Below are 21,259 nucleotides of genomic sequence, written 5' to 3'. Positions count from 1 at the left end.
AAAAGAAGATATATTAATTATATATTTTAGTGGAATAGACAGTGAATGGAGGTGATTTTATGGATATTAAACAGGCTTTAAGTAAATTCAAAGAGGATAAGAAGCATAGATTTTTTATAATCAATGGCAAAGAAGGTATAGGGAAAACTAGAGCAGCTTTATCAAGAGCTATATTTTTACAAGATAATTATTGCATTAGAGAAAATGAAAATATATTGTTTATATCTAATGAGGTTTTAGGGGATACTTTAGAAGAGGTAAAGCAAGATGTAAATAGAAATAATACGTTCTTTGCATATTTAAATAATAATGTTGAGATCTGCAGTAAAAAACAATTAATAAATAAATGTTTCCAGTATATAACATCACGCAACCCTTTGAAAGGTAAAAGGTTTTGCAATAAGGATGTGACAAAGGCTTTCATTTTAGAAGGAATTGGAGAATTGCGACAGACGGAAAGAAGAATAAATAAAATTATATTAACAAAAAATATAGATTTTTTATTCGATGAAATTTTCTATATAAAACATTTGAATATAAGCTCCCTTGAAGAATATCAAAATTTAAATAGGAAAAAAAGAGGGTTTTCATTACGGAAGAATTCTAATAGTAGAGAAGCTATTTATAAATTATATTCATGGTATTGTAATTACATGGATGAAAATGGACTAATTGATTATATAGATGAGTTTAAAATTGTTTATGATAATATAGATAATCTTAAAGATTTAAAGTATGCACATATAATAATAGATAATGTAGAACAGTTAACCATTGAAGAAGTAAAATTTATTCGTGGACTTTTAAAAGATTTTACTTATAGTAACTTTATTTTGGTGAAAAATATTAATCCTATTGACACACCAAAACCTTGGCTTCAATACTTTAAGCGAAATAAGGATATTACTATTTTGGATAGTAATAAATATAAGGTTGTTAATTGTAGTAAAGTATCAAAGAAAAGTGTGACTAAAAAAGTTGTAGAACAAACTATCGAAGACCAAATTAATAAAGAGTTGAAGGAAGTTGAAATGGTTAAAAACAATGAATATATTGAAACCTATAAATATGTAGATTTAAAACATAATATATCCCATGATTTTGCTATAGATACTAGTAGTTATAATGAAGTTATTTTAAACCCTAACACTACTAGTGAGATAATCGGAGATAAGGAAATAAATAAAGTTCCAGTGTACAATGAGATTGCTGCGGGGCAACCTATTTCTATTAATGATGAAATAGAAGGTCAATTTAATGTTCCTATATATTGGCTTAAAGGTGTACAACAACCTTTTATATTAAAGGTTAAAGGGGATAGTATGATTAATGCTAATATTGAAGATGGAGATTATATAGTTATAAATAAGCAAACTATGGCAAATCATAATGAGATAGTTGCTGTAAGTATAGATGGAGAAGCTACCCTTAAGAGGCTGTGGTTAAAAGGAAATAAGGCAGTATTAATGCCAGAAAATGATAAATACTATCCTATAGAGATTAAGGAGGATAATGCATATATTATTGGGAAGGCTGTAGGGTTAATTAAGTCTACTAGCTAGCACCTATGTAAGTATTAAAATAGTAACAAATTATTTTATGAATACAGGTAGAGTAAATAATTTATTTAAGTTTACTCTACCTTTTTATTTTATAGTCTCAATAATGCTTATAAAATAAAAATCAACAAAATGTCGATAAAGCCACCTATAGCTATAGAAATCCAATTTAAGAAAAAATGAATGTTTATATTATTAAGGGTATTAAAAATATTATCTTTATCTTTTGTAAAATCCTTATTGTCCATATATTTAGAATGTATTTCATTTAGAATATAAACGGACATACCTAAAGATTTACTGTTTATAGCTGATGTAATAGACATTACTAACATGAGTAAGCCTTCTACAAATATAATATCTTTTAAGAAGAATTTAGTTAGTGGTGTAAATATCCCTGCTATAGCTAAAGTTAGAATACTCCACAACACACCACAGATAAATAGCTTTAAAGTTATTTTTACTGATACATTTTTCATGAAATTCACCTCGCTTGAAAATGAATTCTTATTGAATTATAAGAGTTTAATATAATATATGATTAAAAAGCCATTTAGGTAATGTAAATAAGAAAAATGTAAACCGTAGAAACTTACTAAGCCATGGTGTATAATTATCTGTGAAGTTTGGTTTAATCTGATTATGAGAGGGAGAGATTTTATGTTAAGTAGAGTGAGATTAAATTTAGAAGCAGTAGAAGCAATGCTTTATTATTGGCAAGCAGCATCTGAAAAGGATAACATTGCAGAATCATTTTTCTATGATGTAGCAAAAATGCCAGGATTAACTGTTGCTTATGATGATGAATTTAATGGGGAATCTGTAAGACGTGCTTTAAGCGCTATAAAAAATAGAGAACCTTTTGATGGAACTAAAAAAGAAAAGAAGTTCTGGAACAACAATATGTGGATGATGGAAGACTTAGAATTTACACATGCAATGGCAGCACCACTAAAAGTATTAAATTTAGATTCATTAGCAAGTGAATTTCAGAAGGTAGAAAATAAACATAATTATGATGAAGTAGAAGTTATTTTCTCACCATTACATTCTGATGAATATATAATCTCAGGAAATAAGTTAGTTATAAATTTCTTTAGAATAAAGATTGATTTAATGGATGGTAAAGCAACTATTGGAGATATAGAAATAATAGAGTATATTAAAGAAAAGATTAAGGAAGTATTACAATAGTGAGAATACTGTAAAATTAATTAAAGAAAGGGTGTTGTAAGATGACCTAAATTAGTCATAAACAATACTCTTTTTTAACTATATTTTTACATAATGCATGTCTCATACTTTTAATAATCTTTTAGCTGTAGTATTATAGTTATAGGATATATGAAGAAATATCTAAAAACTAAGTAGTGTGGTGTAATGAAGTATGGACAAAACTAATTTTAGTATAGGATTTTTTGATTCAGGGGTTGGAGGTATTAGTGTCCTAAAGGAAGCAGTGAAGCTACTACCTAAAGAAAACTACATATATATAGGAGATTCTTTAAATGCACCCTATGGAGTGAAAACTCCAGAGGAAGTTAGAAAGTTAACCTTTAATATGGTAGATAAGCTTATTTCTATGAATGTGAAAGCTATAGTAGTGGCATGTAATACTGCTACTAGTATTGCAATCGATGAATTAAGAAGGATTTATAAAGAAATCCCCATAATTGGAATAGAGCCAGCTTTAAAGCCGGCAGTAGAGAGTTATGGTAACGGAATAATAGTAATAATGGCTACACCAATGACTTTATCTGAGAATAAATTTAGTAAACTAAGAGAAAGATATAATAAGGCTTCTGACATTATTTCAATGCCATGTGATGGTCTGGTGGAAATTATTGAAGGTGGAAATATTAAGGGTGAAGTTGTAGAGGGGTATTTAAGAAATAGGTTTAAAGATGTACCTAAAGAGAGAGTGTCCTCTGTGGTTCTTGGATGTACTCATTATCCATTTATTAAAGAAGCATTAGTGAATGTTATAAATGATGATGTTGCTATTATAGATGGTAGTTTAGGAACAGTAAAACAATTGAAGCGTAAGTTAGATCAAAAAGGTTTATTAAATACTAATAATGAACAAGGCACTGTTAAAATATATAATTCTAAGGATGATAAAAATTTAATAGAATTGTCATATAAGTTGCTTGATGCAGATAAAAACAGCAAATAACTCTGTTTATCATCAGTATAATAAATTACATAAAAATAATTAAAGAATAAATAATATAAAGAAAGAAAAGAGGAAGATGTATGAATCCAATAGTAACTTTTGAAATGGAAAACGGAAAAATAATGAAGGCGGAATTATATCCTGAAATAGCTCCCAATACAGTAAAAAACTTTATAGACTTAGCTTATAAGGGATTTTATGATGAATTAATTTTCCATAGAGTAATACCAGGTTTTATGATTCAGGGTGGTTGCCCAGAAAAATCAGGAATGGGCGGACCAGGATATTCAATTAAAGGAGAATTTAGTGGAAATGGATTTAAAAATGATTTAAAACATACTAAGGGTGTTTTATCAATGGCTAGAGCTCAACATCCAGATTCAGCGGGTTCTCAATTTTTTATAATGGTTGCAGATTCACCACACCTAGATGGAAGTTATGCTGCCTTTGGTAAATTAATAGACGGTCAAGATGTAGCAGATGAAATAGTAAGCTCTCAAACAGATAGAAGAGATAGACCATATGAAGATCAAGTTATAAAATCTGTAACTGTAGAAACTTTTGATGTAAACTACGGAGAACCAGAAAAATTATAATGGAAGGTATTTAATATGAATATACTTAAAGATAGATTAATCATAGCTTATGGGCTTAATGATGAAGAGATAGATAAATTAAATATAAAATTCAAAGATATATGTATAAAACCATGTGTATCAATAAATGATAATATGGGAGAATATACTTTAGAGCATATATTAAAAGAAGAGAGCTTATCAGATAGTGATACTAAACTACCTGAAGAAAAAGTTATTATATTTAATGGATTTTTAGGTGTTTATCTTCAACAAGCTGTTAAAAAGGTTAGAGAAGTTTTAGGTGCAAAACCAATATTAGCGTCTACTACACCCAATTCTGTTAAAATGACTCTTCATGAATTGATAGATCATTTAGTAAAAGAGAGACAATATTATCAAAAATAATTTTTAAGTCTAATAATTTAGAAATCCTCTAGGACTAGAGGATTTCTATTTAGATTAAGGAGATACAGGGAGGATAATTAAGAATGAGTACTGTTGGAGAAAGAATTAAACAAGGAAGAAATGCTAAGGGAATGACTCAAAAGCAACTTGCTAAGAAGCTTGGAGTATCAGAAAACTATATAAATGATGTTGAGAATGGAAGAAAAGTTGTAGAAGAAAAGTTTATAGAAAGAGTAGGTAAGGTTTTAGGTGGAGATCTTGCAGAAATGACTACGCTGTTTGATAATATAGCTTATGAAGAAAGAAAATCTTCAGAAAGTAATTTAAAGACACATAATGTAGCGAAGGGTAATAAAGTAAAAGAAACTATAAATGAAGTATGGAATGATGCATTTAGTTCTGTTCTTAAGTCTGTAGGAATTTATAGCTATGATTTAAACAAGCCTATAGGAAAAAAAGAGTTACCTGTTATATCAAATAAAATAGAAGGATATGCTCAGGATAAGGTGCTATATATTAAAATTGAAAATGATGATTTATTAGGATTTAGAATTTGTCAAGGAGATTTAGCATTTGCTAACCTAACTTCTGAAATAGAAAATAATAAGATATATCTCATGGATGTAAATGGAGAAAGAGTGATAAGACAGTTAAAGAAGCTAGATAGTAATAAGGTTTTAATAATAAGTAATAAAAATATGGTTCGTACAGAAACAGCTCATCCTAAAGAGGTAAAGGTTATTGCAAAATTAAATAGATTAGAAGTTCAACTATAATCAATTTAATAACATTTTTAATATACATTCATACTATAACTATATAAGAATTTGGAGGTATGGGTGTGCAAAAGGCTGATGGGTTATTAAATTTACTTATAAATGTACCAGAGAGTATAAGAAATGAAATTATATATGGATATGGAATTGGAGATGTTGAAGAAACTAACATTGAACTAATTATACTTTATAGCGGCACTGCAGAGGTAATGGAAGAGAAAATAAATGCTATTGGAGGTGCCTTTGAAGATTTAGATTTCGGTTATGGAATTATAACTATACCTAGAGGCGATATTGAAAAACTAATAGGAATAAGAGAAATCAACTATATAGAGTTACCTAAAAATTTATATTTATCCTTTGAACCTAGTAATAGAGCTTCATGTATAACAGAAGTAAATACTAATTATGGATTAGAGGGAGAAGGGGTACTTATAGGATTCATAGATTCTGGAATAGATTATGTAAATCAATCATTTAGACTTGAGAATGGAGATACAAGGATTGATTTTATTTATGATTTATATGAAAATAGAAGGATTTATACAAGAGAAGAAATAAATGCAGCTTTAAGAAGTCCAGATCCATACTCATTAGTACCTCACGTTGATAGAGCAGGTCATGGTACTCATGTGGCTGGTATAGCATGTGCTGGAGGGAATATACCAAGGAGGTTTTATGGGGTAGCTCCTAGAAGTTCTATAGCTATGGTTAAAATGACAAGAGAGATAGGAGGACAGGGAGCAAAAAGTACCCAGTTAATGAGAGGGATTAAATTCTTAATTGATAAAGCTTATGAATTAAATAAGCCCCTGGTTATAAACATAAGTTTTAGCACGAATGATGGAGCACATACTGGAAATAGTTTGTTAGAGCAATATATAGGTATAGTTTCTACAGTGCAAAGAGTTAACATAGTTGTAGCAGCAGGAAATGAAGGGGATAGAGCACACCATGTTGGTGGTGAACTAGGTAGAGCACAAGAAATACGATTTAATGTTGGAATAGATGAGAGAATATTAATAATACAATTATTTAAGTCATTTTTAAAGGATATTAACTTAAATCTTATATCACCAAGTGGAACTAGTAGTGGTGAATTAAGATTAACCAATGCATTAAATCAAGGAAGAATAGGTAATACTGAGTATTTTGTATTCAATACAGGGCCAACACCCTTTAGTATAGATGGCGAAATAATAATTGTACTTTCAGGGGTTGGAGAAGAAAGCTTAGCTAGTGGAATATGGACTATGGACATGACTACTAATGAAAATGTTCTAGGAAGTTATGACATGTGGTTACCTATTGCAGAGGGATTAAATATTGCTACAAGATTCTTAGGACCTAGTACTGCTAATACAGTAGGTATACCGGGAACTGTACCAGATGTAATAACCGTAGGTAGTTATAATTTTATAAACTCTACTATATCACCTTTCTCAGGAAGAGGAAATGCTGAACTAAATCCTGTAAAACCTGATTTAGTAGCACCTGGAGAAAATATAGAATCATCTACTCCGGGAGGTGGGTTTGAGCCACGTTCAGGAACATCAATGGCTACACCTCAGGTGGCAGGGGCATGTGGACTTTTAATGGAATTTGGAATTATAAAAGGAAATGATCCTTATTTGTATGGAGAAAGAGTAAAATACTTTTTATTAAAAGGAGCCAATAGAAGTAGAGTAGATGTACAGTATCCTAATAATAGTTGGGGATATGGTACTTTATGTCTTGCAGGAGCTCTTAGGGTATGGAATAACGAAGTAGCTTCAAGGTAGGAATAAATTACAATTTTCCTATAAAGAATATGTAACTTTTCTATGATAGTCATCATAATATATATATTGAAGTATTATTTTAAGGAGAAATTTATGGCAGACATAGGTAGGTTGCAGGTTCAAGTGTATAGAGTAAATACAGCTATACCAATAAGTAATGCCAATATTACGGTATCAAGAACAGATGGAGAAACTAGAGAGCAAGTTACTACCCTAACTACTAATCCAGAAGGACAAACGGAAACTATAGAATTAGAAACTCCAGAAATAGAAAGGTCATTAAATCCAGATAATACCCTTATACCTTATGCCCTTTATGATATAGATGTAACGGCAGAAGGCTTTGATGAAATAAATATAAGAGGATGCCAAGTGTTGCCGCGACAAACAGCGTTACAGATATGTAATCTGATTCCAACAAGTCTTAATAGAGAGATCACAGAGGATGAAGATGTACAGGTAGTCAGGGTTATAGAGATTCCACCTAATGTTCAATTTGGTGATTTTCCACCTAAGATACCTGAGGACCCTAATAAAGCTTTGCCACCTCCACCAAGTGGTTTTGTAGTTTTGCCAGAGCCAGTTGTACCAGAGTTTATAATCGTACATGCAGGGGCACCAACTAATACAGCAGCACCAAATTATACTGTTCCATATACAGATTATATAAAAAATGTAGCTAGTTGTGAAATTTATGCAACTTGGCCAGAAGCAACTATAAGAGCTAATGTATACTGTATTATTTCATTTACTTTAAATAGAATATACACAGAATGGTATAGAAGTAAGGGGTTTAATTTTGACGTAACAAATTCTACAGCCTATGATCAAGCTTTTGTTTACGGAAGAAACATATTTGATAACATAAGTAGGATAGTAGATGAGTTATTTGCTACCTATGTAAAGAGGTCAGGAGCTAAACAACCTTTACTTACGCAATATTGTGATGGTAGAAATGTTCAGTGCCCAGGATGGCTTACTCAATGGGGCAGTAAGGATTTAGGGGCTCAAGGATGGATTCCATATGATATATTAAGAAATTTCTATGGAAGTGATATAGTTCTTGAAAGAGCTGAAAAGGTTTCTGGAAGTCCAAGGTCATATCCAGGTTTTACTTTACGACAGGGAGCCAGTGGAGAGCCAGTTAGAACCACTCAAACCTTTTTAAATAGAATAGCACAAAATTATCCTCTAATACCTAAAGTAGCTATTGATGGAAAGTATGGTTCTACAACTGCCAATCAAGTAAAAGTATTTCAACAGGTATTTGGTCTTCCGCAGACAGGTGAAGTAGATTATGCTACATGGTATAAGATTTCAGCTATATATACAGGAGTAACTAAAATAGCAGAATTAAGAAGTGTTCATGAGGAAGAAGTTGAATATTCATACTTTGTTCCACATTGGCCATATAAAGATGCACCGGATTTACCTAGAATTAAATATCCTAAAAATTGAGTATATAATCTATTAATGAACTTCGAAGTTATCTCGGAGTTCATTTTTGCATATAAAAACAACATGCAAAAAATATTTTAATAAAATATTCAAGTAAATAATTATTGAGTATAAAATAAGGTATAATTATTGTTAAGAAGAGATAGACAAGGAGTTAAGGATATGGATAATATAAAGGTATTATTAGTTGATGATGAAGAGAATATTAGAAACTTGTTGGAAGCTTATTTAAAAAAGGAAGGGTTTATAACATTACATAGCTCTAATGGTAAAGAAGCTATTGAGATTATAGAGAATGAATCAGTAAATTTAGTGGTACTAGATATAATGATGCCTGTTTTGGATGGGTTTGAGACATTAAAGGTTATAAGAAATAGATGGAATATACCAGTAATAATGCTTAGTGCAAAGGAAGAGGAAGAAGATAAGCTTTTAGCATTGGGATTTGGTGCAGATAATTATGAAACAAAGCCCTTTAGTCCAAAGGTTTTAGTAGCTAAAATTAAAGCATTAATAAAGAGGAGCTATGGAAGTAGTATAGATAAAAGTACGGGAATTGTGATAGGGAATCTTTATATAGATGAAGAAGGTCATAGAGTTATGGTAAGTGATGAAGAAATTAATCTTTCACCAACAGAATTTTCTTTGCTTATATATTTCCTTAAAAATAAAAATATAGTTCTTACTAGAGAGCAAATTCTTACAAAGATATGGGGTTACGATTTTGAAGGAGATATACGTGTGGTTGATACTACGATTAAGAGACTTAGAGAGAAGCTAAAGCACATGAATAAAGTCATAGTTACAGTAAGAGGCTTTGGTTATAAGATAGAGGTTTAGTATGAATAAAATAATTAACTATTATAAAAAGATAAAGGAAAATATAGAAAGAAGCATTACATTGAAAATGTTTGTTGTAACTACTGTGGTGTTTATAGCATTTTTGACTATTACTCTTTTAAGTCAGAGAATATTGTTTGAAAAGATATATAATGATAAAAAAGAAAATGATATTAAAAGTAATGTGATAAAGTTTAGAGATACTCTAAGTAATCCAAAGGATGAAAGGGAAATAATAGAGAGTATTAAGAAGTTTGAGAATAATTATAACACATCTATAGGAGTGGTAAACACAGAAAATAATATTATAGTGACCTTTAAAACTGACTCAGAAACTATAGATAGTAAAAATACAGAAATTTTTAATTATGTTATTAAAACTATAAAGACAGATCCGGAACTATTAAACGAGATGATTAATAAAAAACAGGTAACTATTTCATTTAAGAACAGCGAGAACACTAAATATTTAGCTTCTGCACTTCTACATGAGAATAATATAATAGTAGGATTTACATCTTTACAATATGTAAAAGAAGCCATGGGGGTTATAGGGATATTTTATAAGTATTTTTACTTAGGGGCTATAGTAGTAATAGTTGTATTAGCATTAATTTATTCGAAATTTATTACAAAGCCATTAAGAGAAATAAATAAAGTGGCTGTAAGAATGAGTAATTTGGATTTTAGTCAGAGATGCACTATGGTATATGAAGATGAAATTGGAAACCTTGGGGAAACATTAAATTTTTTAGGACAAAACTTGGATAGTTCTTTAAATTCATTAAAAGAAGTTAATAGAAAACTACAAAATGATATCCACAGAGAAAGAGAAATTGAAATTATGAGAAAAGAGTTTATAGCAGATGTATCTCATGAATTAAAAACTCCTATTACTTTAATAAAAGGATATGCAGAAGGTATTAAGGATGGAGTATTTTTAGAAGACAATATGAATTCATCATTAAATGTAATTATAGAAGAATCGGATAAGATGAGTAATTTAGTTAGAGATATGCTTCAAATATCATCTTTGGAAAGTGGAAAGGTAATCCTTAATAAAGAATTATTTTTTATTGATAATTTAGTGAAAAATGTTGTAAAGAAATTACATCATAGTATCGATAATAAGAATGTAAAAATAGATTTGAATCTATATGAGAAACAAATTTATGGGGATGCATTTAAGATAGAACAAGTAATAACCAATTTTCTTACGAATGCAATAAGGCATACTCCCTGTGAGGGAAGTATATTTGTTGAAATGTACCCACGGGTGAATATGACTCAATTATCTTTTGAAAATACAGGTGAGCTTATTAATAAAGAAGAAATTGATAAGATATGGGATAAATTTTATAAGATAGATAAGTCAAGAAATAGAAAAGATAGTGGTACAGGACTTGGACTATCAATTGTTAAAAATATAGTAGATTTGCACCAAGGCAAATGTGGAGTTGAAAATACCAAAAGAGGTGTAAGATTCTATTTTGAATTGCCAAATCAGTGCTAATATACTATAGCCATAGAAAAGAGGGGTATTAATTATGAAGGGCACAGTTGTATCAATATGGCTAAATACTTGTAGAAAGCTTTATAATGATTCACAAGTAAATGAAGCTATGAACCATGCTGGATGGGAGACAAATAAGATATTTTCTCCACTAGAAGAAGTAGACGACAAAGTAATAGCTAAGTTTATATCTAAACTATCAGAAACTAGAAGTTTAACTAAAGAGAAATTATGGAATGATATAGGAAAAGACAATATACAATCCTTTGTTAATGTATATCCAGTATACTTTAAAAAGAGAAGTGCATATGAATTTTTAAAATCACTAAACGATATACATATAGCAATAACTAAGAAAATTTCAGGAGCTAAGCCTCCAGCAGTAGATATTGTTCAGACATCTAAAAGAAAAGCGGTGATGACTTATTCATCTAAAAGAAAGATGTTTGATTATTTCTTAGGTATGCTTGAAGGAACTTTTGAATATTTTAATGAACAATTAGAGTATGAAATTTTAGAAAAGTCTGGAGATGTGATGAAAGTGGAAGTGACTTTTGAAAAAGAAATAAATAGCAAAAAAAGTTATGGATTTAATAAAATCTTATCCTTTGGATTTATAAAATCATTATCAGTCAAGGCATCCATATTTACTTTTATATTAACTCTTATTGGATCAACATTAATACTTGGAGTTAAAAGTATAATTCCAGCTTTAGAAATTACAGCTGTAGCTACAGTAGTAACCTTTATAGGTACATATTTATTATTAAGACCTGTTAAAGCTATCACTGGATTAAAAGAAGATAAGGAAAGGTCATATGATGTTATTAGCACCAAGGACGAGCTTGAAGGATTATATGAAGTTATAAAATCAGGAACTAATATATCTTCAATGGATATGACAGAGTTTGATGCTAATGTTAGTGAGATGGTAGAATATCTTAATAAGGTTAAAGCTATTTCAAATGTAATGGAAGGCTCATCTAAAGAAATATCTACAGTAGTAGAACAAATGTCAGAAACTAGTGTGGACCAAGCCAACAATACAGAAAGAGTAGCATCAGGATTGAATGATAATATTAGAGCTTTAAATAACTTAGTAAATAGTGAAAATGAAAATAAATTAGCTATGGAAGATACTATAACGAAAATTACTGCTGGGTTTGATGAAATAAAGACTGTAAGTAATAATATTCAAAAAACATTAGACAAGTTCCAAGAAGTAAAAGAAACTGGAATAAAGTTAAACAATAAAGCTAGTGATATTACTAATATAGTATCAATAGTAGCTCAAATTTCCGACATGACAAATCTTTTAGCATTAAATGCTTCCATAGAAGCAGCTAGAGCTGGAGAGCATGGTAGAGGTTTTGCTGTTGTTGCAGAAGAGGTAAGAAAGCTTGCAGAACAAACTAAAGATGCTGTTGAAGAAATTAATTTAAATCTTAAAGAATTTGCAGAGGATATTAAATATACTGTAGATAGTATAGATGAACAGTATGTAGCCCTTGAAAAACAAACTGATGGATTAGAAAGAATTAGAGATATAAGTGCGGGTACTACTACTGCTGTTGATAAAGTATCAGAATCAATGATTACTACAATCAATGATTTAGGTAGAGAAGTTGAAGCTATAGAAGGAATGTATGATAATGTGGAATCATTGGCAGCTATTGCAGAAGAAAATTCTGCATCATCTCAAGAAGTTAGTGCTAGTGTAAATACCTATACTGATGAAATGATTAAACTTACAGAAGCTATAGGTGAGGTTCAAAGAATTACAGAATATTTTAGAAGTACACTAGATGTATAATTAATGATGAAAGCATTCTTAAGGTAAAGTTCATGAGATTTTACCTAAGAATGCTTTTTATTTGTTTAGTTTTATTACAGTTAAGAGCTTTATTATATTTGAGTTTTAAATCCCTTGTAGATTGAAATCTGGTACATAAACTGTTGAGTTAGAGCCAGATTCTTGGATAAAGGCATTTTTAAAGCCTAAATCTATACAGTAATCTATTAAAGAGTCATAATGACTAGGGTTAAGAGGTTTATTAATTTCATCATATTCTGATGCTTTAAACATAGGTGTATACTGATTCATTAGGCTTAAGTATACTGAATCTTCAAAGGTTTTATATATGTAATCTACTATTTTTTTTGAATCGAATAAAAGTCCAGGGAGCATTAGATGTCTTATGATAACACCTCTAATCATAATTTCTTCATCATTAAATATTGGAATACCTACTTGATCCATCATTTCTTCAATAACTTTTGATGCTATGGTGAAATAGTTAGGAGCAGAAGAATACTTTATTGCATATTTATCGTTAAAATACTTTAAATCAGGAATATACACGTCTATGTATCCTTTAAGAGCTTTAATGCTTTCTACGTTTTCATAGCCATTGGAATTATAAACTACAGGGATATTAAGTCCATTTTCTTTAGCTTTATCCAAAGCAATTATTATTTGAGGTATATAGTGAGTAGGGTTAACTAAGTTTATATTATGGTATCCTTTAGCTTGTTGCTCTAAAAATATTTCACTTAATCTTTCTATAGAAACTTCCTTACCTATGTCAGACTGACTAATATCATGATTTTGGCAAAACACACATCTAAGGTTACAATTTGAAAAGAAAACTGTACCAGAACCATTAGTGCCAGACACACAGGGCTCTTCCCACATATGACCATAGGCCTTAGCAACTTTTACTTTAGCTCCACTTTTACAAAAGCCTACCTTTGCAGAGTTTCGATTTATACCGCAATTACGAGGGCATATATTACAATTATTGAGAGCAGTCAAATCTTTCATAATTAATTATCTCCTTACATAATAAACATAGCAAATACTATATTTATATTTCAAAGTAAATAAACACTACTAAAATAGTAGTGTTCATCTTATATAACATCAGTATAATTAAAGCGGAGCAAAAAGTGAAGTAGCCTATATAAGTTTTAATTATTATTTTACCTTATTCATTTTAAAGTAGAACCCAATGCATTGAGCTATAAATACCAAGCTAACTATTCCAAAACCGGGATATAAGAAAGTTATAAGCTGTTTAAAGCCTATTTGAGATATAGGAATGGCTATTAAAAGAATGAGTACAACACCTCTCTTATAAGGGATGTTGTATTTATTTTCAAGGGTTTTACCAACACTATATATATCTGAAACTTCCGTAGAAAACATCTCACACCAAATAATACATAAAAGAAGAATTTGCATTAAAGAGATAAACTTACTAGCTACAAAGAGTAGTGGAATTTCATATTTAAAGATTTCAGGTATATTTGCCATTAACATTGAATTTATTAAGAAAGCAAGTAGAGTAAGTACAAGAGCGCCAATGGTTAATCCAGAAATAATAAGACGTTTATTTTTAATTTCCTTACTAATTGGTACAAGAACTCCACTACAGGATAACATGTTAAATCCTGCATAGAGAAGTGATGATATAATCCACTGTTTATCTATAATAAGATTTTTATATACTGGTACTTGCTTCATATAATCTATAGATATAGTATCCTTTGAAAAGAGAAGATAAAGGACAAATATAGTAATAATTATAGTAGTAAGGCTAGGTACTATTATGGAATTAATAGCTATTAGTCCCTTAGTGTCATTTAATAAGGTAATAAGTGCTATTCCAGCCATTAGGAACACTCCAACAAGTCTTGGAATACCAAAGTGTTGATAAAGTAAAGCACCACTACCAGCAAGAATTATAGCAGCTCCTGAGATTAAAAAGAAGCTAGTAAGATAATCCGTTATTTTTCCAAAGAAACCAGGGCTTACAAGGGTTATAAAATCCGTATAAGAATTTAGGTCATATTTTAAACTTATAGACACTATAATGGAGCTTATTATTATGTAAAATACTGCACAGAGAAGAAGTCCATAAAAACTTGAAAACCCATAGGTAGAAAAAAATTGAGTTATTTCTTGACCAGAAGCAAGGCCTGCTCCTACAATGGTGCCAATAAAAACAGTGGCAGCTTGAAAAATTAATTTAAGATTCTTCAAAGTTATCCCCCCAAATTATGATAGCTTGTATATTTATATTGAAGTCCACAGAAGAATATGTGGAAAACTATTAATATGTGGAAAACTTTTTAAAGTGTTGTTAGTAAATTTTCATTTAGGTATCTGAAAATAAATAATAAGTCAAAGATGAGAAGTATATTTTGAGTTAGACAAGGAAACAGGTTCCGCAGATAGTAGCACTATCTAAGGGTTCTGTTGACGAAGTATAAACAGAGTTCTTAGCTTCTCTGAAGCTTTAGAAATCGTTATCCAGGGACATACCAGCTCTTAACTCCCACTTTGAAAAATATGGGAGTATTAGAGCTGGTAGTCATCGGATAACACAAAATAGACAAGCATTCTGACTTATTTATTTTTTGAAGATGCCTTAGTGGATTTTGAAAGATAAAAGAGTTAAACTATAATTGAATATAGAAGATTACTATATGGATATATTTAAAATAGATAACAGAAGAATAGGATAGGAAGATTAGAAATGAGAAAAGATTTTAATGGAAAGAGATATCATAATTTAAATTATTTTTTAAGAAAAAAGTTTAATGGACAAAAAACTTTTAAAATATCATTAGATGGTGGATTTACATGTCCTAATAGAGATGGAAAATTATCAAAAGGTGGGTGTATATTCTGCTCTGAGAGTGGATCAGGAGACTTTGCTGGAGATAGGTTAACATCTATAACTGAGCAGTTTGTTGATATAAAGGAAATGATGAATAAAAAGTGGAAAGATGGTAAGTATATAGCTTACTTTCAAGCCTATACAAATACCTATGCGCATGTAGAAGTATTAAAGAAAAAATATGATGAAGCATTAACACAAGAGGATGTGGTTGGACTTGCCATTGCTACAAGACCAGATTGTTTAGAAGAAGATGTGTTAGAATTATTAGAAGACTATTCAAAAAGGGTATATACTTGGGTAGAACTTGGACTTCAAACTAGCAATGATACTACAGCTACCCTAATAAATAGAGGCTACAAGTTAGAAATATTTAAAAAAGCAGTGGAGGAACTACATAAAAGGAATATAGATGTAGTGGCACATATAATCTTTGGACTGCCAGGAGAAAGTAAAGAGGATATGTTAAAAACCGTTAAGTATATTTCTAAGCTTCCCATAAAAGGAGTTAAGATTCACCTTCTTCATGTAATGAAAAATACAAGGCTAGAAAAGCTGTTAGATGAAGGCAAGATTACATTACTAGAAATGGATGAATATATTGACCTTGTAACAAAGGCTATAACAATGTTACCACAGGATATAGTAATTCATAGACTTACAGGAGATGCTCCAAGAAATTTATTAGTAGGTCCTATGTGGAGTTTGAAAAAGTGGGAAGTCTTAAACGCCATAGATAATAATTTAGTCATTGAAGACCTATATCAAGGAAAATATTATAAAGAAGATTAATTTAATTAAATGTATAATCAAGGGGGAATAGTACATGAATATTGATGTAGTTATATCTGCACAACATATTAAGCCAGAAAAATTTAAAGATAGGATAGTGGTTGTTATTGATGTCTTAAGAGCAACTTCAGTAATGGTTACAGCATTAAATAATGGTTGTGATAAAATAATTCCTGTAAAAGAGATAGAAGAAGCTATAGATATTGCAAGTAAAGATAAAAATAAATATCTTTTAGGAGGAGAAAGAGGGGGAATAAAAATAGATAAATTTGATTTCTCCAATTCACCTTTAGACTACATTGAGGATATAGTAAAAGGTAAGAGTCTTATAATGACTACCACAAATGGGACTAGAGCTATTAAAAATAGTGAGGAAGCAGAGAAGATATTTATAGGTGCTTTAATAAATGGAAGAGTAGTAGCAGAAAAATTAGCTAAGTTAAATAAGGATGTAACCTTTGTAAATGCAGGAACCGATGGAGAGTTCTCTATGGACGACTTTATAACAAGTGGGTATATAATCAACTGTTTAAGAGATATAATGAAAAACCATTGCACCTTAACAGATATAGCAAAAACTTCAGAATATGTATATATAAATAATCCTAGTATAATAAGTTTTGTAAAAGATGCACTTCATTATAAAAGGATGAAGGATCTCAGGTATAATGAAGATTTAAGATATTGCCTTTCAAAGGATTTAATAAATATAGTTCCAGAATACAAGGATGGAGAAATAAAGATATATTAATGAACAGAGTTCTTTGCTTCAGAGGGAGTTTTACTCCTACTGAAGCTTAGAAATCTATTTTAAGAACTGCTGCTTTTAGTAGTTCTTTTTCTTTTGGCTAAAGTTAAAAATATAACTTCATATACTACAGTATATAAGGTAAAGAGAGCTATGAAAATAATTTGCTCAATACCATTCATTTTAGAGGTAGCAAACAATATTATTATAGGGAAACAAAAAACAATCTGAACAAATCTTAGAATGGATAAGCCTTTCATAACATCACCTTTTACCAAATATTACTATATTATTATTGTTACACTTTTAGAACTAACATTCAATAAAAACTGTACAACAAATTTATATCTCATTATACTTATAATTTAAGAAAATCAAAGAATAAAATTACAATATGTAAAAATAAGTAAAATCATAAGTGATATGCATAAGTATACCTAGTAGTAGTAAACAACTAAAATTTTATTGAATTTATATAAAATAATGTACTCATGTAAGGATAAAATGAATAAAATATATAAAGGGGGAATGTTTATGGAATTCTTTAGTTATATTACAGAGAATGCATTGATACTAATACCAGTGCTATATATAATTGGTATGATTTTAAAAGGAATAGAAAAGATAAATGATAAATATATACCAATAATCTTGCTTCCTGCAGGTATACTGTTATCTATGGGAGTTATGCACAGTTTTAGTGCTGATGCAATAATTCAGGGTGTTTTAGTAACTGGGGCTAGCGTATATACTAACCAACTAGTAAAACAAAGTCAAAAGAAAGAGTAAATAAGAATTAAAAATAAGAGCTATATAATTTATAAATCAAAAAGATTATAGATTATATAGCTCTTTAAAAATAATTAAACCACTTGGAAGATATAAAATTTTAAGTAGTATGATTCATCACTATTCCAAAGAATTGGATGGTCAGGAGCTTGAGTTCTAAATTCTACTTGTCTTAGGGTAACCCTTGCATCTTTAGCTGCACTGGCAATGGTATCTCTAAACAGTTCAGGATTCATAAAGTGGGAACATGAACATGTTATAAAATAACCACCTTTATTAACTAATTTCATTCCTCGAAGGTTTATTTCTTTATATCCTCTTGTAGCACTTTTTATAGTAGAACGAGATTTGGTAAAGGCTGGTGGGTCAAGGATAACCACATCATATTTTCTGCCTTCATCAGACCACTCACGAAGTACATCAAAGGCGTTGTGACATTCAAACTTAACTACATCTTGTAGATTATTAAGCTCTGCATTACGTCTACAGAATTCTACTGCATGCTCTGATATATCTACTCCTAATACTGATTTAGCACCAGCAACACCAGCATTTAATGCGAAGGAACCAGTGTGAGTAAAGCAGTCTAGCACAGTGGCATCTTTGCAAAGCTTATGTATAGCAGCTCTATTTTCCTTTTGATCTAAGAAAAATCCTGTCTTTTGCCCATTTTCAACATCAACATAGTACTTAACGCCATTTTCAACTATCTGAATCATAGTATCAAAGGGTTCGGTTAAAAAGCCTTTAATCTGTTCCATGCCTTCAAGGATTCTAACCTTAGCGTCACTTCTCTCATAAATACCTTTAGCACCATATTCTTCTACTAGAATTTTTACTATGATATCTTTATATTTATCAATGCCTAGAGCTAGAGATTGAATAACGTAGTAATCTTCTAATTTATCAATTATAAGTCCAGGCACAAAATCAGCTTCTCCAAACAAAAACCTACAGCTAGAAGTATCTATTATCTTTTTTCTATATTCCCATGCAGCTCTAAGCCTTTTTCTAAAAAATTCTTCATCAATTTCTTCATCAATATCTCTAGTCATAATTCTTATAGTAATTTTAGAAACATCATTAATATAACCTTTTCCGATGAATTCCTCTCTGCAATTATATACTTCTACAATGTCTCCATTTTCATATTCACCATCATATTCTTCTATATCAGTAGAGTAAACCCAAAGGTGACCATTCTCCACACTTTTTCCTTTTCCCTTTAGTAGATAGAATTTACAAGCCATTTACATCCTCCTATTATCAAAACAATAAATTATTAATAATAATTTATATTGTCAAATTTAAAATTGTTCTATATAAAAAATAAATTTACTAAACTTTATTTAGACCTCTTATAGTATAAATTTATAGAGCGGATTTTGCAAATAAATTATTTAATTTTTACCATAGAAAAATCTTTGTTAGTAAAGTATAATATTCTTGGTTTGAATTTTTTGAACACATACCATTTGATGGTGATAGTCAGAAGGATATAGGAGGAAAATATATGAGTATACTTACAGTTAAAAATATAAGTCATGGTTTTGGGGATAGAGCAATATTTGAAGATGTATCCTTTAGATTATTAAAAGGAGAACATGTAGGTTTAATTGGAGCTAATGGTGAGGGTAAATCTACTTTTATGAATATAATAACTAGTAAACTTATGCCTGATGAAGGTCAAGTAATTTGGTCTAATAATGTGAGAGTAGGATATATGGATCAACATGTTGCTTTAGAACAAGGATTAACTATAAGAGATGTACTAAGAGATGCATTTAAATACCTATTTGATTTAGAGACCGAAATGAATGAACTTTATGGGAAAATGGGTGAAATGGACGAAGAACAAATGAATAAGGCATTAGAAAGAACTGCTGTTATTCAAGATATGCTAGATAATAATGGGTTTTATGTTATAGATGCAAAGGTTGAAGAAGTTGCTAAGGGATTAGGACTTTTAGATGTAGGGCTAGATAAAGATGTAACGGCTTTAAGTGGAGGCCAAAGAACTAAGGTTTTACTTGCAAAACTTCTACTTGAAACTCCAGACATATTACTTCTAGACGAGCCTACAAACTATTTAGATGAAGCACATATAGAGTGGCTGAAGAGATATCTGCAAAGCTATGAAAATGCCTTTATTCTAATATCTCATGATATTCCTTTCTTAAATTCTGTAATTAATCTTATATACCATGTGGAAGATAGAAAGTTAAGTAGATATGTAGGAGACTATGAAGAGTTTAAGAGAATATATGAAGCAAAAAAAGAACAGCTTGAAAGAGCATATGAAAGACAACAGGCTGAAATTGCAAAACTTGAAGATTTTGTTGCAAGAAATAAAGCCAATGTTGCCACATCTAACATGGCTAAATCAAGGCAGAAGAAGTTGGATAAAATAGATAGAATAGAGCTTTCTAAGGAAAAACCAAAGCCAACATTTAACTTCAAAACGGGAAGAGCATCAGGTAAGGTTATTTTTGAAACTAAAGATTTGGTTATAGGATATGATAGTCCATTAACAAAGCCTCTTAATATTTCTATGGAAAGAGGACAAAAGATTGCCCTTGTAGGAGCCAATGGACTTGGGAAAACTACACTACTTAAGAGCCTTATGGGGGACATAAAACCTATAAGTGGAGAAGTTACCCTAGGTGACTATCAACAAATAGGATACTTTGAACAAGAAGGTGCATCAGGAAATAAAAATACTTGTATAGAAGAATACTGGAAGGAATTCCCTAGTTGTACTCAATATGAAGTCCGTGCGGCCTTAGCTAAGTGTGGCTTAACTACTAAGCATATAGAAAGTATGGTTATGGTACTATCAGGAGGAGAAGCTGCCAAGGTAAGACTTGCAAAACTTATAAATAGGGAAACAAATATACTAATCCTAGACGAGCCTACTAATCATTTAGATGTAGAAGCAAAGGATGAGTTAAAGAGAGCATTACAAGAATATAAAGGAACTATATTACTAGTTTGCCACGAACCGGAGTTTTATAAAGATGTAGTAACTGATATATGGAATTGTGAGGATTGGACGACGAAGATTGTATAATGCATATTTAAAGTTATGTTGTTAGGTGAGGTGTTATTTTACACCTCATTTTTTAAATTTTAAAATATTGAATAAGTAAAATTGGTGGA

Annotated in this window: 19 protein-coding genes; 15 read left to right on the top strand and 4 right to left on the bottom strand. The window is 30.2% G+C overall.

What is annotated here, in order from left to right:
• The first annotated feature begins 59 nt into the window (after positions 1-59).
• Complete coding sequence (lexA, locus tag ACTNBA_RS13970) at positions 60-1,562, top strand: transcriptional repressor LexA (RefSeq protein ID WP_441074803.1); 1,503 nt, start codon at positions 60-62, stop codon at positions 1,560-1,562.
• Between the two features lie 107 nt (positions 1,563-1,669).
• Here the strand turns inward: lexA and ACTNBA_RS13965 are convergent, their stop codons facing one another.
• Positions 1,670-2,038: a hypothetical protein gene (locus tag ACTNBA_RS13965; protein WP_441074802.1), complete on the bottom strand. Its 369-nt coding sequence runs from the start codon at positions 2,036-2,038 to the stop codon at positions 1,670-1,672.
• A gap of 181 nt (positions 2,039-2,219) precedes the next feature.
• On the opposite strand from ACTNBA_RS13965, the gene ACTNBA_RS13960 reads away from it, so the two are divergent.
• The 10 genes from ACTNBA_RS13960 to ACTNBA_RS13915 all read left to right on the top strand — a co-directional run bounded on the left by ACTNBA_RS13960 (position 2,220) and on the right by ACTNBA_RS13915 (position 12,899).
• On the top strand, positions 2,220-2,753 hold the full coding sequence (locus ACTNBA_RS13960; RefSeq protein ID WP_035134804.1) for a TDE2712 family protein: 534 nt from the start codon (positions 2,220-2,222) through the stop codon (positions 2,751-2,753).
• Between the two features lie 193 nt (positions 2,754-2,946).
• Complete coding sequence (gene murI, locus ACTNBA_RS13955; RefSeq protein ID WP_441074800.1) at positions 2,947-3,735, top strand: glutamate racemase; 789 nt, start codon at positions 2,947-2,949, stop codon at positions 3,733-3,735.
• An 80-nt stretch (positions 3,736-3,815) separates the two neighbouring features.
• Positions 3,816-4,331 (top strand): peptidylprolyl isomerase, encoded by a 516-nt coding sequence (locus ACTNBA_RS13950; RefSeq protein WP_035134808.1) that lies wholly within the window; start codon positions 3,816-3,818, stop codon positions 4,329-4,331.
• Positions 4,332-4,346: 15 nt separating this feature from the next.
• Positions 4,347-4,718, top strand: a complete 372-nt coding sequence (locus tag ACTNBA_RS13945; protein WP_441074799.1) for a DUF3783 domain-containing protein — start codon at positions 4,347-4,349, stop codon at positions 4,716-4,718.
• 83 nt (positions 4,719-4,801) lie between these two features.
• Positions 4,802-5,494, top strand: coding sequence for a helix-turn-helix domain-containing protein (locus tag ACTNBA_RS13940; protein WP_346848788.1), 693 nt, complete (start codon positions 4,802-4,804; stop codon positions 5,492-5,494).
• Positions 5,495-5,553: 59 nt separating this feature from the next.
• Positions 5,554-7,275, top strand: a complete 1,722-nt coding sequence (locus ACTNBA_RS13935; protein ID WP_441074797.1) for a S8 family peptidase — start codon at positions 5,554-5,556, stop codon at positions 7,273-7,275.
• A gap of 93 nt (positions 7,276-7,368) precedes the next feature.
• A complete protein-coding gene (locus tag ACTNBA_RS13930; RefSeq protein WP_441074796.1) occupies positions 7,369-8,733 on the top strand; it encodes a peptidoglycan-binding domain-containing protein in 1,365 nt (454 codons plus the stop codon).
• Positions 8,734-8,895: 162 nt separating this feature from the next.
• The gene (locus tag ACTNBA_RS13925; protein ID WP_346879853.1) at positions 8,896-9,573 is read left to right on the top strand and encodes a response regulator transcription factor; all 678 of its coding nucleotides are present in this window, start codon (positions 8,896-8,898) and stop codon (positions 9,571-9,573) included.
• A 1-nt stretch (position 9,574) separates the two neighbouring features.
• Positions 9,575-11,086: a HAMP domain-containing sensor histidine kinase gene (locus ACTNBA_RS13920; RefSeq protein WP_441074793.1), complete on the top strand. Its 1,512-nt coding sequence runs from the start codon at positions 9,575-9,577 to the stop codon at positions 11,084-11,086.
• Positions 11,087-11,120: 34 nt separating this feature from the next.
• Complete coding sequence (locus ACTNBA_RS13915) at positions 11,121-12,899, top strand: heme NO-binding domain-containing protein (protein ID WP_441074791.1); 1,779 nt, start codon at positions 11,121-11,123, stop codon at positions 12,897-12,899.
• A gap of 105 nt (positions 12,900-13,004) precedes the next feature.
• Here the strand turns inward: ACTNBA_RS13915 and ACTNBA_RS13910 are convergent, their stop codons facing one another.
• Together ACTNBA_RS13910 and ACTNBA_RS13905 are read right to left on the bottom strand one after the other, a co-directional pair.
• Positions 13,005-13,901 (bottom strand): radical SAM protein, encoded by an 897-nt coding sequence (locus ACTNBA_RS13910; RefSeq protein ID WP_441074834.1) that lies wholly within the window; start codon positions 13,899-13,901, stop codon positions 13,005-13,007.
• A gap of 162 nt (positions 13,902-14,063) precedes the next feature.
• Positions 14,064-15,137 (bottom strand): YkvI family membrane protein, encoded by a 1,074-nt coding sequence (locus ACTNBA_RS13905; RefSeq protein ID WP_441074833.1) that lies wholly within the window; start codon positions 15,135-15,137, stop codon positions 14,064-14,066.
• Positions 15,138-15,627: 490 nt separating this feature from the next.
• Here ACTNBA_RS13905 and mnmL point away from each other — a divergent pair, with 490 nt between their 5' ends.
• From mnmL to ACTNBA_RS13890, 3 genes are all read left to right on the top strand, one after another.
• Positions 15,628-16,563: a tRNA modification radical SAM protein MnmL/YtqA gene (gene mnmL, locus ACTNBA_RS13900; protein ID WP_441074789.1), complete on the top strand. Its 936-nt coding sequence runs from the start codon at positions 15,628-15,630 to the stop codon at positions 16,561-16,563.
• A 34-nt stretch (positions 16,564-16,597) separates the two neighbouring features.
• Entirely contained in the window at positions 16,598-17,314 is a 717-nt protein-coding gene (locus tag ACTNBA_RS13895) for a 2-phosphosulfolactate phosphatase (protein ID WP_150845450.1), read from the top strand.
• A 531-nt stretch (positions 17,315-17,845) separates the two neighbouring features.
• The gene (locus tag ACTNBA_RS13890) at positions 17,846-18,100 is read left to right on the top strand and encodes a phage holin family protein (RefSeq protein ID WP_441074788.1); all 255 of its coding nucleotides are present in this window, start codon (positions 17,846-17,848) and stop codon (positions 18,098-18,100) included.
• A gap of 74 nt (positions 18,101-18,174) precedes the next feature.
• Here ACTNBA_RS13890 and ACTNBA_RS13885 read toward each other — a convergent pair whose 3' ends face one another.
• A complete protein-coding gene (locus ACTNBA_RS13885) occupies positions 18,175-19,350 on the bottom strand; it encodes a class I SAM-dependent rRNA methyltransferase (protein ID WP_035134828.1) in 1,176 nt (391 codons plus the stop codon).
• Positions 19,351-19,613: 263 nt separating this feature from the next.
• Between ACTNBA_RS13885 and ACTNBA_RS13880 the strand changes: the two genes are divergently transcribed.
• Positions 19,614-21,170, top strand: a complete 1,557-nt coding sequence (locus ACTNBA_RS13880) for an ABC-F family ATP-binding cassette domain-containing protein (protein WP_441074786.1) — start codon at positions 19,614-19,616, stop codon at positions 21,168-21,170.
• The last annotated feature ends 89 nt before the right edge of the window (positions 21,171-21,259 follow it).

Origin of the sequence: Clostridium sulfidigenes (genome assembly GCF_052067195.1) — a bacterium.
Classification (GTDB): Bacteria; Bacillota; Clostridia; order Clostridiales; family Clostridiaceae; genus Clostridium_J; species Clostridium_J sulfidigenes.
This window is presented reverse-complemented; position numbering and strand designations above follow the sequence as displayed.

Excerpts from the sequence above, each read along its gene's own strand:
- lexA (WP_441074803.1), top strand. The coding sequence starts at position 60 with ATGGATATTAAACAGGCTTTAAGTAAATTCAAAGAGGATAAGAAGCAT.
- ACTNBA_RS13965 (WP_441074802.1), bottom strand. The coding sequence starts at position 2,038 with ATGAAAAATGTATCAGTAAAAATAACTTTAAAGCTATTTATCTGTGGT.
- ACTNBA_RS13960 (WP_035134804.1), top strand. The coding sequence starts at position 2,220 with ATGTTAAGTAGAGTGAGATTAAATTTAGAAGCAGTAGAAGCAATGCTT.
- murI (WP_441074800.1), top strand. The coding sequence starts at position 2,947 with ATGGACAAAACTAATTTTAGTATAGGATTTTTTGATTCAGGGGTTGGA.
- ACTNBA_RS13950 (WP_035134808.1), top strand. The coding sequence starts at position 3,816 with ATGAATCCAATAGTAACTTTTGAAATGGAAAACGGAAAAATAATGAAG.
- ACTNBA_RS13945 (WP_441074799.1), top strand. The coding sequence starts at position 4,347 with ATGAATATACTTAAAGATAGATTAATCATAGCTTATGGGCTTAATGAT.
- ACTNBA_RS13940 (WP_346848788.1), top strand. The coding sequence starts at position 4,802 with ATGAGTACTGTTGGAGAAAGAATTAAACAAGGAAGAAATGCTAAGGGA.
- ACTNBA_RS13935 (WP_441074797.1), top strand. The coding sequence starts at position 5,554 with ATGGGTGTGCAAAAGGCTGATGGGTTATTAAATTTACTTATAAATGTA.
- ACTNBA_RS13930 (WP_441074796.1), top strand. The coding sequence starts at position 7,369 with ATGGCAGACATAGGTAGGTTGCAGGTTCAAGTGTATAGAGTAAATACA.
- ACTNBA_RS13925 (WP_346879853.1), top strand. The coding sequence starts at position 8,896 with ATGGATAATATAAAGGTATTATTAGTTGATGATGAAGAGAATATTAGA.
- ACTNBA_RS13920 (WP_441074793.1), top strand. The coding sequence starts at position 9,575 with ATGAATAAAATAATTAACTATTATAAAAAGATAAAGGAAAATATAGAA.
- ACTNBA_RS13915 (WP_441074791.1), top strand. The coding sequence starts at position 11,121 with ATGAAGGGCACAGTTGTATCAATATGGCTAAATACTTGTAGAAAGCTT.
- mnmL (WP_441074789.1), top strand. The coding sequence starts at position 15,628 with ATGAGAAAAGATTTTAATGGAAAGAGATATCATAATTTAAATTATTTT.
- ACTNBA_RS13895 (WP_150845450.1), top strand. The coding sequence starts at position 16,598 with ATGAATATTGATGTAGTTATATCTGCACAACATATTAAGCCAGAAAAA.
- ACTNBA_RS13890 (WP_441074788.1), top strand. The coding sequence starts at position 17,846 with ATGGAATTCTTTAGTTATATTACAGAGAATGCATTGATACTAATACCA.
- ACTNBA_RS13885 (WP_035134828.1), bottom strand. The coding sequence starts at position 19,350 with ATGGCTTGTAAATTCTATCTACTAAAGGGAAAAGGAAAAAGTGTGGAG.
- ACTNBA_RS13880 (WP_441074786.1), top strand. The coding sequence starts at position 19,614 with ATGAGTATACTTACAGTTAAAAATATAAGTCATGGTTTTGGGGATAGA.